15 protein-coding genes are annotated in these 16,127 nt (G+C 55.1%); 7 read left to right on the top strand and 8 right to left on the bottom strand.

Annotation, left to right across the window (positions count from 1 at the left end; all coding sequences use genetic code 11):
* Positions 1–9: 9 nt before the first annotated feature.
* The 5 genes from ACR0IU_RS15190 to ACR0IU_RS15170 form a co-directional block, all read right to left on the bottom strand.
* The gene (locus tag ACR0IU_RS15190) at positions 10–2,742 is read right to left on the bottom strand and encodes an aminotransferase class I/II-fold pyridoxal phosphate-dependent enzyme (protein ID WP_480716833.1); all 2,733 of its coding nucleotides are present in this window, start codon (positions 2,740–2,742) and stop codon (positions 10–12) included.
* A gap of 42 nt (positions 2,743–2,784) precedes the next feature.
* Positions 2,785–3,753, bottom strand: a complete 969-nt coding sequence (locus tag ACR0IU_RS15185) for a carbon-nitrogen hydrolase family protein (RefSeq protein WP_480716832.1) — start codon at positions 3,751–3,753, stop codon at positions 2,785–2,787.
* Positions 3,754–3,883: 130 nt separating this feature from the next.
* A complete protein-coding gene (locus tag ACR0IU_RS15180) occupies positions 3,884–4,234 on the bottom strand; it encodes a hypothetical protein (protein ID WP_480716831.1) in 351 nt (116 codons plus the stop codon).
* Positions 4,231–4,704, bottom strand: coding sequence for a VOC family protein (locus tag ACR0IU_RS15175; protein WP_480608701.1), 474 nt, complete (start codon positions 4,702–4,704; stop codon positions 4,231–4,233). Before ACR0IU_RS15175 ends, ACR0IU_RS15180 begins: the two co-directional genes overlap by 4 nt.
* A gap of 137 nt (positions 4,705–4,841) precedes the next feature.
* Positions 4,842–5,135: a cupin domain-containing protein gene (locus ACR0IU_RS15170; RefSeq protein WP_480716830.1), complete on the bottom strand. Its 294-nt coding sequence runs from the start codon at positions 5,133–5,135 to the stop codon at positions 4,842–4,844.
* On the opposite strand from ACR0IU_RS15170, the gene ACR0IU_RS15165 reads away from it, so the two are divergent.
* Genes ACR0IU_RS15165 through ACR0IU_RS15150 form a run of 4 tightly spaced genes read left to right on the top strand, consistent with a single transcriptional unit; the run spans position 5,084 to position 8,211 of the window.
* Positions 5,084–6,217 carry a DUF3394 domain-containing protein gene (locus tag ACR0IU_RS15165; protein WP_480716845.1) on the top strand — a complete coding sequence of 378 codons (1,134 nt, stop codon included), beginning with the start codon at positions 5,084–5,086 and terminating at the stop codon, positions 6,215–6,217. The two genes, ACR0IU_RS15170 and ACR0IU_RS15165, sit on opposite strands and share 52 nt — an antisense overlap.
* Entirely contained in the window at positions 6,103–6,342 is a 240-nt protein-coding gene (locus ACR0IU_RS15160; RefSeq protein WP_480716844.1) for a DUF3394 domain-containing protein, read from the top strand. Before ACR0IU_RS15165 ends, ACR0IU_RS15160 begins: the two co-directional genes overlap by 115 nt.
* 2 nt (positions 6,343–6,344) lie before the next feature.
* Positions 6,345–7,616 carry a M20/M25/M40 family metallo-hydrolase gene (locus tag ACR0IU_RS15155; protein WP_480716829.1) on the top strand — a complete coding sequence of 424 codons (1,272 nt, stop codon included), beginning with the start codon at positions 6,345–6,347 and terminating at the stop codon, positions 7,614–7,616.
* Positions 7,609–8,211 (top strand): sulfite exporter TauE/SafE family protein, encoded by a 603-nt coding sequence (locus tag ACR0IU_RS15150; protein WP_480716828.1) that lies wholly within the window; start codon positions 7,609–7,611, stop codon positions 8,209–8,211. Before ACR0IU_RS15155 ends, ACR0IU_RS15150 begins: the two co-directional genes overlap by 8 nt.
* Before the next feature lie 482 nt (positions 8,212–8,693).
* Here the strand turns inward: ACR0IU_RS15150 and ACR0IU_RS15145 are convergent, their stop codons facing one another.
* On the bottom strand, positions 8,694–9,593 hold the full coding sequence (locus tag ACR0IU_RS15145; protein ID WP_480716827.1) for a LysR family transcriptional regulator: 900 nt from the start codon (positions 9,591–9,593) through the stop codon (positions 8,694–8,696).
* A gap of 101 nt (positions 9,594–9,694) precedes the next feature.
* On the opposite strand from ACR0IU_RS15145, the gene ACR0IU_RS15140 reads away from it, so the two are divergent.
* The gene (locus ACR0IU_RS15140) at positions 9,695–10,891 is read left to right on the top strand and encodes an NADH:flavin oxidoreductase/NADH oxidase family protein (RefSeq protein ID WP_480716826.1); all 1,197 of its coding nucleotides are present in this window, start codon (positions 9,695–9,697) and stop codon (positions 10,889–10,891) included.
* Here the strand turns inward: ACR0IU_RS15140 and ACR0IU_RS15135 are convergent.
* Positions 10,824–11,246, bottom strand: a complete 423-nt coding sequence (locus ACR0IU_RS15135; protein ID WP_480716825.1) for a hypothetical protein — start codon at positions 11,244–11,246, stop codon at positions 10,824–10,826. The two genes, ACR0IU_RS15140 and ACR0IU_RS15135, sit on opposite strands and share 68 nt — an antisense overlap.
* Before the next feature lie 530 nt (positions 11,247–11,776).
* Between ACR0IU_RS15135 and ACR0IU_RS15130 the strand changes: the two genes are divergently transcribed.
* Together ACR0IU_RS15130 and ACR0IU_RS15125 are read left to right on the top strand one after the other, a co-directional pair.
* On the top strand, positions 11,777–13,420 hold the full coding sequence (locus ACR0IU_RS15130) for a hypothetical protein (protein WP_480716824.1): 1,644 nt from the start codon (positions 11,777–11,779) through the stop codon (positions 13,418–13,420).
* Between the two features lie 168 nt (positions 13,421–13,588).
* Positions 13,589–15,481, top strand: coding sequence for a PhoX family protein (locus tag ACR0IU_RS15125; protein WP_480716823.1), 1,893 nt, complete (start codon positions 13,589–13,591; stop codon positions 15,479–15,481).
* A 60-nt stretch (positions 15,482–15,541) separates the two neighbouring features.
* On the opposite strand, the gene ACR0IU_RS15120 is transcribed toward ACR0IU_RS15125, so the two are convergent.
* Entirely contained in the window at positions 15,542–16,099 is a 558-nt protein-coding gene (locus tag ACR0IU_RS15120; protein WP_260022947.1) for a tetratricopeptide repeat protein, read from the bottom strand.
* Positions 16,100–16,127 lie beyond the last annotated feature (28 nt).

The raw sequence follows: 16,127 nt of genomic DNA, 5'->3' as shown, positions 1-16,127 counted from the left end.
CCCAGTCCCTTATGATTTCTTGATTGTTTTCAAAGCGTCTTCGGTAAATATGCGCAGGCCCAGATCGGCGCGGAATCCATGGATTTCCGAGACGTCCAGTTCCTGCATGAATTTAAGGATTTCAGGACTGATCACCTGCCCCGGCACAAGAATGGGAAAGCCCGGCGGATAAGGGATCACAAATGTGGCCGAGACCATCTCTTCCCCTGTTTCAAGCCGGTCCAGCATGTCTTTGTCGGGCTCGACATAGTCGCAGTTGTCTTCGTCATAAGACAAGAAAAACGCTGTGCGGATGTCGCCTGCCTCAGTGCCTTTTTCACAGCGGAACGCATCGTGGAACCGGCTGAAATCGGGCAGCGGCGGGACATGCTCGCTCAGGTTCCTGACGCGCTTGTCGAAAGCCAGTTTCTCCATCTTGGACGCATCATCCATCAGATCGTCCAGTTCCTTGGCGATCTCGACCAGCACTTCGATCAGATAGGCGACGGAACTGCGCGTGGTGCCTATGTTGGTCATGAACAGCACGGTATTACGCGATGTTTTGTTGATCTGGATGCCGTATTTATCCATCAAGATCTTCGTCTTGAACGTATCGCCGTCCCAGCCCGTCGCGCCGACATGCAGGGTGATGCGGGTGGCATCAAGAACGAATTCGTCTTTGGCCCAGCAATCCCAGACATCGGCCCAACCCTGATCCGGGTCGAAATAGCTGGTCATGCCGCTTTCGCGATATTGCTCGGGGATCATGTCGCCTGCGGTGACCAGCCGGAAGTATTTCTTGAGCAATGGATGCGTTGTAACCGCCCGGCGGATTGCCATGGCGCTTTCGACCTGCCGCTGGACGAACTCATACCCTTCGATCTCGACCTGCCTGCGGCCCACGTCCAGCGATGCAATGATCTGGTAGTTGGGCGAGGTCGAGGTGTGGGTCATATAAGCCTCATGAAAGGCTTCTTCGACAGCACCTTTGAACTGCTGGTCGTTGACGTGGATCATCGAGCCCTGCCGTAGCGCGGTCAGCGTTTTATGCGTTGATTGCGTGGCATAGACCCGCACCCGTGCGTCCGGTGGTGCGATCAGGCGCGTATCGAGCCACGCGTCATCTCCCTTGCCCTTCAGTTCCTTTTGCTGTGCCGCATAGGCCTCGGCGTGTTCGGTGGTGCGGAACTCTTCTCGCAGAATATTGGCCGAACGCATCGCGGTGCGTACGCGGGTATTGGGCGCAAAGCGGGCGTAACCAAACCACGCCTCATCCCACAGGAACACAAGGTCTTTCTTGATCGCCAGACATTCCTGCATCACCCGCTGGACGTTATAGACGATGCCGTCAAAGGTGCAGTTGGTCAGCAGCACCATGCGCACCCGGTCCAGTTTGCCTTCAGCGCGCAGGGCCAGCAGTTTATATTTGATTTCACGGATCGGTACCGCACCGTACATCGAGTAATCGTGCAGCGGATAGCTGTCCATGTAGACTACGCTCGCCCCCGCCAGCACCATACCGTAATGGTGTGATTTATGGCAGTCACGGTCGACCAGCACGATGTCACCGGGCCGGACCAGCGCCTGCACCACGATCTTGTTGCAGGTCGATGTTCCGTTGGTGGCAAAGAAGGTCTGTTTAGAGCCAAACGCACGAGCGGCGGCTTCTTGCGCCTCCTTTATCGGACCTTTGGGTTCCAGCAGCGAATCCAGCCCGCCCGAGGTGGCAGAAGTTTCAGCCATGAAGATGTTCGATCCGTAGAAAGCCCCCATGTCTTGAATCCAATGGCTGCGGCTGATGGATTTACCCCGGCTGATCGGCATTGCGTGAAACACGCCTGTGGGCTGTTTGGAGTATTCCTTGAGCGCTGTGAAGAAGGGCGTCTTGTACCTTCGTTGCACCCCCCGCAGGATGTTCAGGTGCAGTTCCAGAAAGTCTTCCTGATTGTAGAACACCCGCCGGCACAGGCCGAGATCAAGACCGGCGATATCTTCCGCCGAGCGGTCAGTGATCAAATAGGCATCCAACTCGGGACGAAGCATGCCGATCCGGCGGCAGGTTTCTGGTCCGTATTCCGAGGGCGACAGCGCATCTAGATCGGCGCCCTCGCCATAGAGGCTGATATAGCGGCCCAAAACATTGGTTTCGTTCTTGGATTTCAGGCTCAGGCCCGGGCGGACGATCACAGCCTGAACGTTCTGATTGAACAGAACCCCGATCAACGCGTCCTCGACACTAGGAACCACAACGGTTTCATATATGAACTGGTCTTCGCTGCGGCGCATCCGTTGCAAGCTGGTTTGCAGGAAGCGTTCCTGATGTTCGTTGACGTTGTCGACGATCATCACTTCGAAATAGGGCCGCCCCAGCGCGCGCGCCTCGTGGCTTTGGGCCGCTTCGTCCTCGAACTCATCGCCTTCGGTTTCATCCGCGATCAGGGGGATCGAGCGGCGACGATACGCCCCCGATGTAAGCGCACGCGACACCCGGCGCACGGCGGTTGAAAAATCGCCAAAGTTGCCATGATCCAACAACCGGCGCAAATAATCGAATGCAGAACCGCCCGGAAACGCAAAATACACTTCGATCGGGGCCAGCGCCTGCAACAATTGCCGTGCCCGGTCCCGATCTTTTTCGCTACCGCCCTGATCCAGAGATTCGGCCGTTTCCCGCAGCGCGCTCCATCGGTCTGCTCTCAGCTGTGAGGCGCTGTAGTAGTCCGAGATAGTGTGGAGCTTTTCGCTATCGGAAATGCCGTGCATGAAATTTTTCCTTTCTGCCGATACCGAAAAGTTGGGCTGGTATCAGTCTGTGCCGGAGCGCCCTTTGTAGAGATACAGATTGTCGGGCTTGGTCGCGGCGTCTTCGTTATATCCCAGCGCCGTTCTGGGGTCGGATGCAGCGACACCCGCGACGTCGCCTTTCTGCGGAATACGCAGTGGGCCCAGCGTATGCAGATAAGCATCCGCCCCGCTGGTACGGTCATAAACCGGGAAGTCCGCCTCGCGGTCACGGAAACTCTTGAGAACCTGCCCCAGACCTTTCAGTCCAACTTCACGTTGGCGACGGACCTGATCCAGATCGATCTCGATGGGGAAGATGTCCTCTTGCCCTGCCGATTGGTGCAGCACAGTGGCCGATGGGTCGACGACCAGCGAGCGGCCAACGCCCCCAGTGGCCAGCCCGTTCACATCGAACACATAGCATTGGAACTGCGCGGCGGTCGCCTTGGCAATCGATAGCTCGGCCTCGCGGTCGGTTGTGCCGGTCAGGACCGGATGCAAAAGAACCTCAACCCCCTGAGAAGTCAGGTGCCGAGTTGTTTCGGGAAACCAGATATCATAGCAGATCGACAGGCCAAACCGGCCCACTTCCGGCACGTCGAATATGCAGAACTCGGTGCCTGAGGCGATGTTTTGTTCATAAGGCTTGAACGGGAACATCTTGGAGTATTTAGAAACGATCTCACCATCCGGGTTGATCACCACGGAAGTGTTATAAATCCGCCCATCCTCGCGTTTCTCGAACATCGAGCCAGGGATCAGCCAGATCCCGTAACGCCGCGCCGCGTCCTGAAAGCGCGACAGGTCGTCATTGGGAAAGGGCTGGGCAAACCGGTCAAGCGGACCATGAGGCGCCAGCTCGCTGAACAAGGCCATCTGGGTCCAGGGGAACCGAGCCATCATGATGTCGATCCGATGCAACATAGCGTCAACATTCGACTGCAGCGCGCCGACATGCATCTGGATTCCGGTTATCGCAAAGGGGGTCATATTTCGTTTCTTCTCATTTTCTCGCCGATTGCGACCGCCGCTATGATCCGGCGCTCTTCATCGGAACACAAAATCGTGTATTCACGCAAGCCTGCTGTCCTCAGGCCAATTGTTTTGGAAGATTCCGGCGTCATAAAGCCTCTTCCTCGGCTGCTTCATCTGTTAGAGTTTCCACAAAATCGATATCGTTGCGGACCCAGAAGAAACGGAAGCCACAACTGCGAAGCCATTTTTCAAGGCGGTCCAGGCTGGACCATTCCCGCCGCAGACCGCGGGTGGATTCGACCAACGCCCATTGGCTATCGACCAAAAAATACACCGTCCATGTGTTGGGATGCGTCGAATGGTTGGCAAAGCCGCCGCTGACCACCTCGCGCGCCGTGCGCACGGCGACAGGGTAATCTCCGATGCGGTTTTCAGCCGCAAGAATCGCCAGATCGTTTTGACGGATAGTGAATGTTGGGAACGGTGCGACGCTCATGCAGCCTCGGTCTGTACGGCGTCGAGCAGCGCCTTGCGCCGTTCACTGATCTCCGCCGGTTTGAGGTTTTCGATACGGGTCGCAAGCGTCCAGACATGGCCGAAGGGATCGGCGATTGTAGAGCAGCGTTCACCCCAATAGGTATCGGTCGCCTCGGCAATCAGGCGGGCGCCATTTTCCAGCGCGGTCGCGAGGGTCGCGTCAGTGTCTTCGACATACATGTGATGTCCAACCGGTGTGACCGTGCCCGAAACGGCGGGACCATGCGCACCCCAACCGGCGGTGACAAACAGCATCGAATTGCCGATCTTGATGGTGGCAAATCCCGGAGCCTCTTCCACGTCGCAGGCCTGAACCTTCGCACCAAAGGCGCTTTCGTAGAACTGCAGCGCTGCGGGTACGTCACCAACGGCAAGCGACGCGGTGCAGGTACGATAGCCACGGGGCAGAGTGGCAGGCTTCTTCATCATTCCGGTCCTCTCCGAATTGGGCGACGGTCGCCCTAAGTGACATGCAGGAATTTCCCGCACTATGCATCATACTGTGGCTCATTCCGGCGGGGCCTGCAACACTATGATGCATAGTGCTTATTTTTCACTCCAAATGCTCAGAAAGTTGGCGGTGTGCAGGCGCTGATGATCCGGCAGACTACGGGGCCGACCTGCCGGAACCGTTGCGGCGTGCGACTGTTGAAGTAATAGGCATCGACCGGCCCCAGAACCTTGCGTTGATCGCCCACCGTCACCTCGACCCGGCCCGAGATCACGACGTCGCCCTTTTCCAACTCATGCCCATACATCTTCCGAAGGCTGACTTGCCAGCGATGGCCAAGTCGTTCAAAGAAGGTGCATACTTCCTGGTTCCAATCGGAATGCTGGTTTACCTGCTGTTGGGAAAGCACAGGAGCCCAGAAAGCGTCGTGTTCTGGTCAATCATGATGATGGTCGGAATCATTGTGTTGCAGCAGGTGATACTGGCGCGTCAGCATGGTTTGTCGGTCCTGAAAGGTCTCCGGTCGGGTGGAATAATTGTATTCTACTCATTGGTTGCTGGTGCGAAATCAATGACGGGCGTTACGGCGCTGTTTGTGCGGTCGGGATCATCGTCGGAATCGTTTCATCGACCGGGCTCAACAACGCCATGCTTGGAATTGTTGAAGCACTTTCACAGGGCAACATCTACATTCTGTTATTCCTTGTGGCTGTCGTTAGCATCATCCTGGGAATGGTGCTACCGACTACGGCAAATTATATTGTCGTCGCCTCCTTGATGGCGGGCGTAATGGTCGAGCTGGGCAACGCGTCGGGTCTGATTCTGCCTCTTATTGCCGTGCATCGTTATGTGTTCTGCTTCGGGCTCATGGCAGATGCGACGCCACCAGTTTGTCTCGCAGCATTTGCGGCCTCTGCCATCTCGGGTGCAGATCCTATGAAGACGGGTATCCAGTCCTTCAAATACGCGATCCGCACGGCGATCCTTCCAATTGTGTTCATTTTCAACCCAGAACTTTTGCTGGTCGGAGTAGACAGAATCTGGCAGGGGGGCTTAAACTTTGTCGTTGCGTTGATGGCTATCTTCGCCTTCTCGTCCCTGACACTTCAGTGGATATTCATTCGCCTGAAGCTGATTGAATCCGTGTTGCTGGTTTTTGTTGTAATCAGCCTATTCCGTCCGGATTATGTGTCGGATCGATTTTGCCCTGCCTATGAAGACGTACCAATGGCACAAGTTGTTGCCGGTGAAACCTCGGTTGGAGAAGGGCAGAAAGTGCGTTTGTATGTCACCCGCGAAACCGAATACGGGACCGCTTCAAACTGTTCACTGCAACTGTTCCAAATGCATCGGAAAATTTGCTGGAAGCCGTTGGCATCTCAGTTGAGGTCGAAAGTGATGGGCGTACCGCGGTCTCTGACATTGGATTTAATGGCCCAGCCGAACAGCTTGGGGTTACCTGGGGCGATTATGTCACGTCAGTTGGTCTAGAGCAGTCCGGTCGGATGCCTAAGGAGATTATCTACATTCTCGGCATTCTGGCTTACGTTGCTGTAGTTCTGATGCAGCGACGCCAAATGAAGAAAAATCTACAAACTGATCTGGTGGAAGTGTGAAAATGGAAGCCAATATTACCGAGCCAAATGTACGCAATAAAATATGGTTCTGGCTCGACAAAAATCGAAAACAAGTCGTCGATCTGACTCAGCGTCTGGTGAAAATCCAAAGCCAACAGCCCGAAGGAGATGTTCGGGCGATGGCAGACGAAATTGAAGCCATAGCAGCATCGATACCTGGTGTCGAGATTGAGCGCTTTATCTCAGAAGAACCGGTGCATAATGTTGTCGTCCGTCTCCGAGGCAATCGCCCCGGAAAACGTCTGATCCTAAACGGGCATATGGATACGTTCCCGGCCGGCGATTTGTCTGGTTGGACCCGCGATCCAAAAGGCGAAGTGGACGGCGACAAGGCCTATGGATTGGGCATCTCTGACATGAAGGGCGGCATCGCGGCCAGTCTTCTGGCAATGAAATGTCTAGCCGAAACCGGGGCGGACTTCCCTGGTGAAATCGTGGGTACATTTGTCGGCGACGAAGAAACTATGGGGGTGCTTGGAACCCAATACTTGCTCGACAACGTGCCGCACACAAAAGGCGACGCTATGATAAGTGGCGACGTCGGGTCCCCGCACATTTTGCGGTTTGGCGAGAAAGGGATGATCTGGGCCAAGGTTACGGCAAAAGGCAAATCCACCCATGCCGCCCATGTTCACCGCGGGGAGAGCGCAATCGAGAAACTAACCGCCGTCATGGACAGCTTCAAATCCTTGCGGTCTTTCACGGTTGAAACGACGGGCAACAATGTTGTCCCGCTCATTGATCAGTGGTCGGAAAAATCCGAACGCATGTCAGGTGAAGGTGAAACGGAAGTGCTGAAAAATGTGACAATCACATTTGGCACAATTGACGGCGGCAGATTGTCAAATTTGGTTGCCGACAGGGCTGATTTTACTTGTGATGTCCGGCTGCCGGTTGGTGTTTCGGTTGCGCAAATCGAGGCTGAGTTGACCCGGATGTGTCAGGATGTTGATGGGATTGAGCTTGAAATCACACGTCGATACGAACCCAGCTGGACCGCCCCAGACCACCCCGTAATCGAAGCGGTGCGTCAAAATTGTATTGAAGTTTTGGGACAAGAGCCGGCAGTTACCATGCGCGCCGGGGCGTCTGACGCGAGGTTATATCGCTACGCAGGCGTGCCAGTCGTTGTCTGCGGATTGATGGCCCATAACCTTGGTTCAGCCGACGAATACATCATGCTGGATGAACTCTATTCTCTTGTCGATATTTTCGCCCTGTCGGCACATGACTATCTGGTGAGGAATGCTTGATCTCACCATTATATGTGTCGCCGCTTTTCTTGCAGGTGTTTTAAACTCAATTGCCGGCGGGGGTAGTTTTTTGACCTTCCCGGCGCTGGTCTTCGTAGGAGTGCCTCCCATCCCGGCTAATGCAACAAGCGCCGTTGCGGTTTTTCCGGGATATCTCAGCGGAGCGGTAGGATTTCTATCCGAGATTCGAGCCTACGACAGACGCGCACTATTCGTCCTGTTGGGGTTATCAGTCTTAGGCGGGTTCCTGGGTGCCGTATTGCTGCTGATAACGCCGTCTGAGGTATTCAGTTTTATCGTCCCTTGGCTTTTGCTATTTGCGACGCTGCTATTTGCGTTCGACAAGCAAATTCGCAGCTGGACCAAAAGTGAAGGCAAAGCGAACCCCTTAGGCAGAAACGCGGCCACACTGGCCGTCACGACCTATGGCGGATACTTCAACGGTGGATTAGGAATTATCCTTCTTGCGCCGTTTTCGGGTTTGGGGTTTCGAGACATCAACCTGATGAACGGATTAAAAAACGCATTGTCGTTCATCTTATCCAGAGCCTCTGTCGTGACGTTCCTGCTGGCCGGAATCGTCTACCTGAAATAAGCCGCTATTATGATGATCCTCGCAACAATTGGAGGATATCCAGGCGCAAGACTCGCGAAGAAGCTGCCGGTAAATGTGATCCGTTCCATCGTTACTTTCGTCGGGTTAGGGATGACAATGGTTTTTCTAGTACGCAGCTAAGTTTCCTCAATCGGCATTCTTCAGCCTCACACAGCCATACCAATCTTGTCGTAGAACGAAGTTTGTTGGGGCAATGACGGTTTTGGTCTGATTGCACCTCTTCAAGCACAGCGCAGCATCGGTCAAAGTGGGCTCAGAGCGCCAGTCGGAGCAGATGCAGCAAAGTACATCGCTGGTCCGTCATTCACTTCGAGAACGGTCCTATGCGGGCGATGATCATGCGATTGGAAAGCTGCGCTTGCAACCTGCCTTTCGGACATTCACTGCAATTGCAGAATCCTATGGTGGGCTCACAGTCTGCGCAACGCTGCGGACCTTCACCAAACGGCACTTCCTCCGGTTTATTCGGTACTAATGCAAGGGAAGTGGTCGACTACGAAATCGATCAAAACCCGCACCCGCCGCGGCAGGAAGGTTGTTCCCGGGCGTAGAATGAAGATCCCACCGCCAGCGTCTTGTTCAGTGAAATCAGTTAACATCGGCACCAGGTGGCCATTTGGCAAGTCTTGGGAGATGAGAAACTCTGGCAGCCAAGCAATGCCTCGCCCCGCGCAGCACGCTGCGTGGAGAGCTTCAAGACTGTTGCAAATGAAGCCGGGGCCAAGCCGCGCATGCCCGTGTGGTGCTCGGGCAAAACCCCAATCCGAAAGGTGCATCTCATGACGCAGGCGCAGACATTTGTGTGTGGTAAGCTCTTCCGGTCGCTGAGGGGTGCCATGCTGTTCGAGATAGGCAGTTGCAGCACATGGTACTCGCCGGTTGGTCATCAGTTTTCGCGAGACCAGGGACGAGTCGCGTAAGACACCGCTGCGGATCGCAAGGTCAAAACCTTCTCCGACCAAATCGACCGATTTGTCGGTCAGCAGCAATTCGATCTCAACCTCCGGATGTCGTTCCATGAATTCGATCGCAATGGGAACTACATGCAGGCGACCAAGAGCTGCGGCGCTTGTCACGCGGATTGTGCCGCGCAGCCTGTCGCCATCATCGGCAATATCCTCTTCAAGCGCTGTTAGGCGAGCAAGAAGACCCCGCGCTTCCTCCACATATCGCTGTCCTGCATCGGTCAAGGCCATGCGCCGGGTTGAGCGGACAAGAAGCGGCACCCTCAACCGCTCTTCCAGCTGGTGCACCCGTTTACCCACAGCGGACGGGGTGTATCCCAACACTCTGGCGGCGGCTGAGAAACTGCCGTGATCAACAACGGCCAGAAGGATCTCGATTTCTGTCTTATGTGTCATCTGTTCCAAATTCTATCAAGACGTGATCCAAGTAGCCATCTTATCATACAAAGTGATCCAAAGTATCTCAGGTGGAGATGAAAACTCCAAGGAAAACTGCTTTGAACACCGCTTCGAACATCTCCCTTTTCTCGCCACTCACTTTGCCGAATGGGCGTGTATTGAAGAACCGGATCATCAAATCAGCGATGTCGGATTCGTTGGCGGATGGCGAGGGAAACCCAACTCCTTCTCAGATGCGGCTTTATGAACGCTGGGCTGAAGGAGGGCTTGCCGCGTCGATCATCGGCGAAGTGCAGGGTGATCCGAGGTACCCCGAGAAACCGGGCAATCTGGTTCTGGATGATGCAGCCGACCTGAAAGCGTTTCGCGACCTTGCGCGGCGCGGGTCGGCTAACGGAGCCCAATTGTGGTTGCAGCTTGGGCATGCTGGGGCAATGGCTCATCTTCCGATCAGCAAACCCAGAGGGCCAAGTGCCATCGACTTTCCTGATTTCCGCAGCGAAGCCATGTCTTTCGCCGAGATAAGGGCCGTTCCAGATTGTTTTGCCCGCACCGCACTGCGTGCGGCGGAATTGGGCTTTGGCGGCGTGCAAATCCATGCCGCGCACGGCTTCCTCCTGAGCCAGTTTCTGTCGCCACTATTCAATCGCCGAACCGATGCCTATGGCGGCTCGATACAGGCGCGGATGCGGCTACTGATTGAAACGGTCGAAGCCGTTCGCGCGGCGGTCCCATCCGAATTTGTGGTAGCAATAAAGCTGAATGCAACCGATCAACTCGACGGAGGCCTAACGGAAGACGAAGCACTCGAAGTCGTTGCAGGCCTTGAAGGCAAGGGTGTCGACCTTCTGGATATCAGCGGCGGAACCTATTTCCCCGGGGCACCTTCCAGCTCGGAACGCGCCACGAAGGGTCCATACTTTGTCGAATTTGCACGCGCTGCGCGTCGACTGATATCGGTTCCACTTATGGTCACCGGAGGCTTCAAACGTAAAGAGGAGGCTGAAGCTGCAATCCGGTCAGGGGATGTGGATGTCGTGGGAGTGGCACGGGGTATTGTCCTCGATCCCTCCTTGCCCGCAAAATGGCGGACAGGTGAAAATGATCCCCCTTTCCCTCGCTTCGCCACCTTGCCGCCCGGAGGTATGACTGCTTGGTTTACCATGCGCATGACCGATCTCGGAGAAGATCGAGAGGATCAAGTTAACAGGGGCATCAGTGAAGCTATTACAGAATATGAGAAACGCGATGAATTGCGTGTCGTTCAGTGGAAGAGAAGGTTTTCTGTTCCGTAAGGTGTTCCAGCCCTGGAAGGGCGATTTTCCCCAAATCTGTCATTGACCCAATCTGCAGCGAAAGGCACGTATGGTTAGCTGTTGATGGCGTTGGCGCCATCGATTGGTGTTTCTCAACAACAATTCGCTTCGTGATGTCATCTAACGACAGACGAAGCCAATCTTTCAGGTGTCGTTCGAATTGTTGTCGAAGACCTTGTTTGTGAGCTTCCGAACGAAGCTTGGGGCGCGCCAGATAAGCCTCCATCGCTTCGGCAAGGGTTGGCGCCCCAATCTGGATCTTCTTTCCGGCCCCTCTGCCCCAATCCGGCGCAAAACCTAAGGCTGTTTGATGTGCTGCATCTGCCGAAATCACCGGATGCCGCCCAATCAGAACCCGCCGGTTTAACCTCCAACATCCTTCTGAAAATACCGAGTCTTTGACTTCTTCCCAACGAAAAGAACGAGCCCTTTAATCTCGCTGTCCCAGTGCTTGGCGGTGCCAGTTTTTGTCTGCGGAACCTTGCGCGCAAAGGTCTCAGTAAGTTCTGGCATTTTGTCAGTTTTTTGTCGGAAGTGAATTGAAACACAAGGAATCTTGAGGAACGATTATCAATAAAATAAATACATATAATTAACCACTCGGCAAAAACAGGAATGTCTTGGAAACACATTACATCAGCTTAGAAGGCTAATGTCTTACTACTATACAACGCCCTCTCAGCACGGACGCTGAGTATTCCATGTACTCACGATCGCCAAGAAGCGAAATCATTCCGATACACGCTTTTTCAGACGCTATTCTTAGTGCCCCCAAAGCCCCGCTCAAAATGTGCTATCCTTCAGACATCCGCCGACAGGCGCTGCTCGCTCTTCCTCGGCGGATATCACACGGGGGATTGATTGATGACCGAATTTGACCTCGGCACGTATCGTCGTGCCATAACAACTTCATCCGATAAAGCTCAGGAACTATTCGACCAGGGTTTGGTCTGGTTGTTCGGATATAATCATGAGGCCGCAGCCGCCTGTTTCGAACAAGCACTGACCTATGACCCGAAATGTGGCATGGCTCATTGGGGTGTCGCCTATGCCATTGGCCCCAACTACAACAAGCCGTGGGAGTTTTTTGAGCCCGATGAAAAAGCCGCAACGCTCGAGAAAGCCCAACAGTCAATCGAGGCGGCTATGGCTTTGCGCAAAACATCTACGCAGGTCGAGGCCGCTTTGATCGAAGCGATATCACATCGTTTTCCTTCGGACCCCGATATTGAGGATTACACACCTTGGAATGACGCGTTCGCGGACTCAATGCGTGAGGTCTATTCAAACAATCCAGACGATCTTGAGGTCTCATCCGTATTTGCCGAGGCTTTGATGAACCGCACCCCATGGCAGCTTTGGGATTTGAAGAAAGGGATACCTGCCGAAGGGGCTTCGACCAAAGAGGCTCAGACCGTATTGGAAACAGCGTTTGATACCCTGCCTGGCGCTTGGGACCACCCAGGACTGCTGCATATGTATATCCATCTGATGGAGATGTCGCCTGCACCCGAAAAGGCCCTGCGACACGGGGATCGGCTGGTCGATTTGGTCCCAGATAGCGGACACCTGGTGCATATGGCCACGCATATCGATGTTCTTTGTGGTGACTATCAGAATGTCGTCTGGCGCAATCATCGAGCCGCCGCCGTTGACCAGAAATACGAAGCGATGGCAGGGGGGGAGAACTTTTATACCGTCTATCGTGTCCACAATGTGCATTTCGAAGCCTACGGCGCCATGTTCCTCGGGCAGCCTGAAAAGGCACTCGCTGCATCGGAAGAGCTGATGCGGATGCTGCCTGACAATGTGATCCGGTTCTTCCCAGACCTGTTTGAATCTTTCTATGGCAAGAAGGTCCATGTCATGGTCCGATTTGGCATGTGGCAGGAAATTCTGGATGAACCACTGCCCGAAGATGCCGAACTATACAGCTACACTACGGCCGCGATTCAACAGGCACGCGCGGTCGCACTTGCAAACCTGGGACAGCTGGACGCCGCCAAACAAGCACGTGAAGCGGCTGTTGAGACACGCAAGGCGGTGCCGGAAAGCCGTCTGGTCTTCAACAATACAGCCGAGGATGTTTTGATGATTGGCGAAGCCATGATGGATGGTGAGATCGCCTTCAAATCTGGAGACCACGAAGGCGGACTAACTCATCTACGTCGGTCGGTCGAACTGGATGACGCCTTGGTCTATGACGAACCCTGGGGGTGGATGCAGCCGACGCGCCACGCGTTGGGCGCGTTGTTGATGGAGGCTGGTCGATTTGACGAGGCTGAAGCGGTCTACCGCGCCGATCTGGGCCTGGACGATACGCTGGCGCGCGCCTGCCAGCATCCGCGCAATATCTGGAGCCTTCATGGCTTGCACGAGTGTCTGGTACAGCGCGGCGAAGAGACTGAAGCGCGGCATATCAAACTCCTGCTGGATCAGGCGGCGGCGCGCGCGACGGTTCCGGTTCATGCATCCTGCTATTGCCGCAGCAAGGTGAAAGCTGCCTAGTTTTCTTGCATATGTAGGGGTTGTAATTTGTTCAGACCCATGGGTAAACCAGCACTGGTTTGCCCTCTAAGGGGTGTAAAAATTATTTGATAAAACTATTATCTTCCTGTCGTGTGAGCGCCCTAAACCCGCTGGACGGAATTACCTTGCGACAGCCAGGAGCTATCCATGAAAGACTTCGATCCTACCAACATGTCCGCCGATGATTGGGATGAGCTGCACTTCCCTCGCCCCGAGGAAAACGATTTTGATCGCGTCGTCGAAAGTGCCATATCTCGCCGCGGATTCTTGGCTGGTATTGTAGCATTCGGATCGGGTGCTGCAGCCATGGGTGCAGGTCAAATGACCTCTTCAGCCGCAGCACAGGCTGATGGTACCTCGCGCTTTGCCTTCACCCCGATCCCTGCCCAGACCGATGACACCGTCCACGTGCCCGAAGGCTATGAGTGGAAGATGCTGATGCGATGGGGTGATCCGCTGTTTTCGGAAGCGGATGGTTATGATCTGACCGATGGCGGTTCGGTTGAAAACTCTGACAAGATCTTTGGTGAGAACACCGATGGGATGGAAACCTTTTCATTCGAGGGTCACGAGTTGATCGCGATCAACCACGAATATCCGAACCGCAAGATAAACCTGCCTGCTGCGCAGGAGGGAGTTCCTGCCAGCGCAGATGACGTCCTGAAACTCCAGAACATTCAGGGCGTGACCGTGGTGGAGATCAAGGAAGGCCCTGAGGGCTGGGTGGGCGTCAAGGACAGTCCTCTCAACCGCCGGATCCACCATAATACGCCGATGAGGATCGCCGGCCCTGCTGCGGGGCACGAGTTGCTGAAGACCGAATCTGATCCGACCGGCACCGCGGCGCTGGGTACGATGAATAACTGCGGCTCGGGCAAGACGCCTTGGGGCACCTACTTGACCTGCGAAGAGAATTTCAACGGTTACTTCGGCTCCTCTGATGAAAATGCCAGCTACGACCAGAAGGTCGCAGATGGCATGAAGCGCTATGGCATCAAGGCCGAAAGCTGGAATGGCTACGAGTTGTTTGATCCACGCTTTGACACCTCGAAAAACCCTAACGAACCACATCGCGCAGGTTGGATCGTTGAAATCGACCCGACCAAGCCCGACAGCACCCCGGTCAAGCACACCGGTCTGGGCCGCTTCAAGCACGAAAATGCCGAGGTGGCGCTGGCGACCGACGGTCGTGTCGTGGTCTATATGGGCGACGATGAGCGCGGCGAGTACCTTTACAAATTCGTCTCGAACGCTGCCTACGCTCCCGGTGTCGACACCGAAAATCTGCTGAACGACGGAACACTTTTTGTCGCCAAATTTAACGACGACATGAGCGGTGAGTGGCTGCCTTTGACGCCCGATTCTACAGGTATGGATGTGGCCGAGATCCTGATCTTTACCCGTATGGCCGCTTCGGCAGTGGGCGGCACCACCATGGACCGCCCGGAATGGGTGGCCTCAAGCCCTGTTGCGGTTGAGGCCTATTGCTGTTTGACCAACAACAAGAACCGCGGCGTGAAGCCAAATGCCGGTGGGGATGACACCTCGGCCAACGGTCCAAACTCGCGCGACGCCAACAAATACGGTCAAATCGTGCGCTGGCGCCCTGCGAATGAGGATCACGCGGCCACAGGCTTTGATTGGGACCTATATGTCATGGCCGGAAACCCAACCGTACATTCGGACGACCGCGCTGGGTCAGCGAACGTGAATGAGGGCAACCTGTTCAACTCGCCAGACGGTATGGCGATCGACTCGACAGGTCTGGTCTGGATTCAGACGGATGGCAAAGACAACAACGAAGACGATTTCGCTGGCAATGGCAATAACCAGATGTTGGTTGGTGATCCGGTCACCGGCGAGATCGTGCGCTTTATGACCGGTCCTAATGGCTGCGAGGTCACCGGCCTGGCCTGGTCTACCGATCTGCGTACCATGTTCGTGGGCATCCAGCACCCCAGCAGCAATTGGCCCGATGGCGGTACGCCACGCTCATCGGTGATCGCGATCAAACGTACCGATAACGGGCTTGTTGGCTAAACCGGTCCAATGAGTGAGAGCGCCCTCGAACTCGGGTTCGGGGGCGTTTTCAGCTTTGGTTCAGATATCCTCACCCGGCGGGTCAAGTAGCCCCCCCGGGGCAAGCAGGGCACGTTCGGATAGCCAGGGATTCAATTCCAGTGCATGGTTCAGCGCCGCGCGTGCCTCATCCAAGCGCTTCAGCCCCAACAGCGACAATGCCCGCCCGCTGAGCGCCGCAACATGGTTCGGCGAGAGCGCTATGGCCCGGTCCAGATCAATCAGAGCCGCCCCATAGTTTTGCTGCAAGTAATTGACAAAGGCGCGCTGGTTGTACCCTTCGGCATATTCAGGACAGTAAGCAACGAGAGCATCGAACTCTGCCAACGCTCCAGCCAAATTCCAGGCCTCACGCATGGACATTCCACGATCCAACAAGGTTTGCGACCTCGCATCCGGAGCATCGGTCCAGAGCTGCCACATCTGGCCGGAGATGCCTCGCGCTTCTTGCTCGGTCGAAGCATCTTGAGCCTGCGCGATCAGCGAGTCGATCCCAGAGATATGGTCGGGTGCGACCGGGCAGTCAGCGGTGGCCTGCACAGCAGAGACGGCAAGGAAAACGGCAAATGCGAGTTTCATCCCCTCTAACCTGACCCCCAGAACCCAT

Source organism: Ruegeria sp. CL5 (assembly GCF_056536485.1).
Note: the sequence above shows the minus strand (reverse complement) of the source record. Positions and strands in the feature narration are given on the sequence as shown.

Coding starts and splice junctions, on each gene's coding strand:
- ACR0IU_RS15130 (WP_480716824.1), top strand. CDS start 11,777: ATGACCGAATTTGACCTCGGCACGTATCGTCGTGCCATAACAACTTCA.
- ACR0IU_RS15145 (WP_480716827.1), bottom strand. CDS start 9,593: ATGACACATAAGACAGAAATCGAGATCCTTCTGGCCGTTGTTGATCAC.
- ACR0IU_RS15155 (WP_480716829.1), top strand. CDS start 6,345: ATGGAAGCCAATATTACCGAGCCAAATGTACGCAATAAAATATGGTTC.
- ACR0IU_RS15180 (WP_480716831.1), bottom strand. CDS start 4,234: ATGAGCGTCGCACCGTTCCCAACATTCACTATCCGTCAAAACGATCTG.
- ACR0IU_RS15185 (WP_480716832.1), bottom strand. CDS start 3,753: ATGACCCCCTTTGCGATAACCGGAATCCAGATGCATGTCGGCGCGCTG.
- ACR0IU_RS15175 (WP_480608701.1), bottom strand. CDS start 4,704: ATGATGAAGAAGCCTGCCACTCTGCCCCGTGGCTATCGTACCTGCACC.
- ACR0IU_RS15150 (WP_480716828.1), top strand. CDS start 7,609: ATGCTTGATCTCACCATTATATGTGTCGCCGCTTTTCTTGCAGGTGTT.
- ACR0IU_RS15190 (WP_480716833.1), bottom strand. CDS start 2,742: ATGCACGGCATTTCCGATAGCGAAAAGCTCCACACTATCTCGGACTAC.
- ACR0IU_RS15125 (WP_480716823.1), top strand. CDS start 13,589: ATGAAAGACTTCGATCCTACCAACATGTCCGCCGATGATTGGGATGAG.
- ACR0IU_RS15120 (WP_260022947.1), bottom strand. CDS start 16,099: ATGAAACTCGCATTTGCCGTTTTCCTTGCCGTCTCTGCTGTGCAGGCC.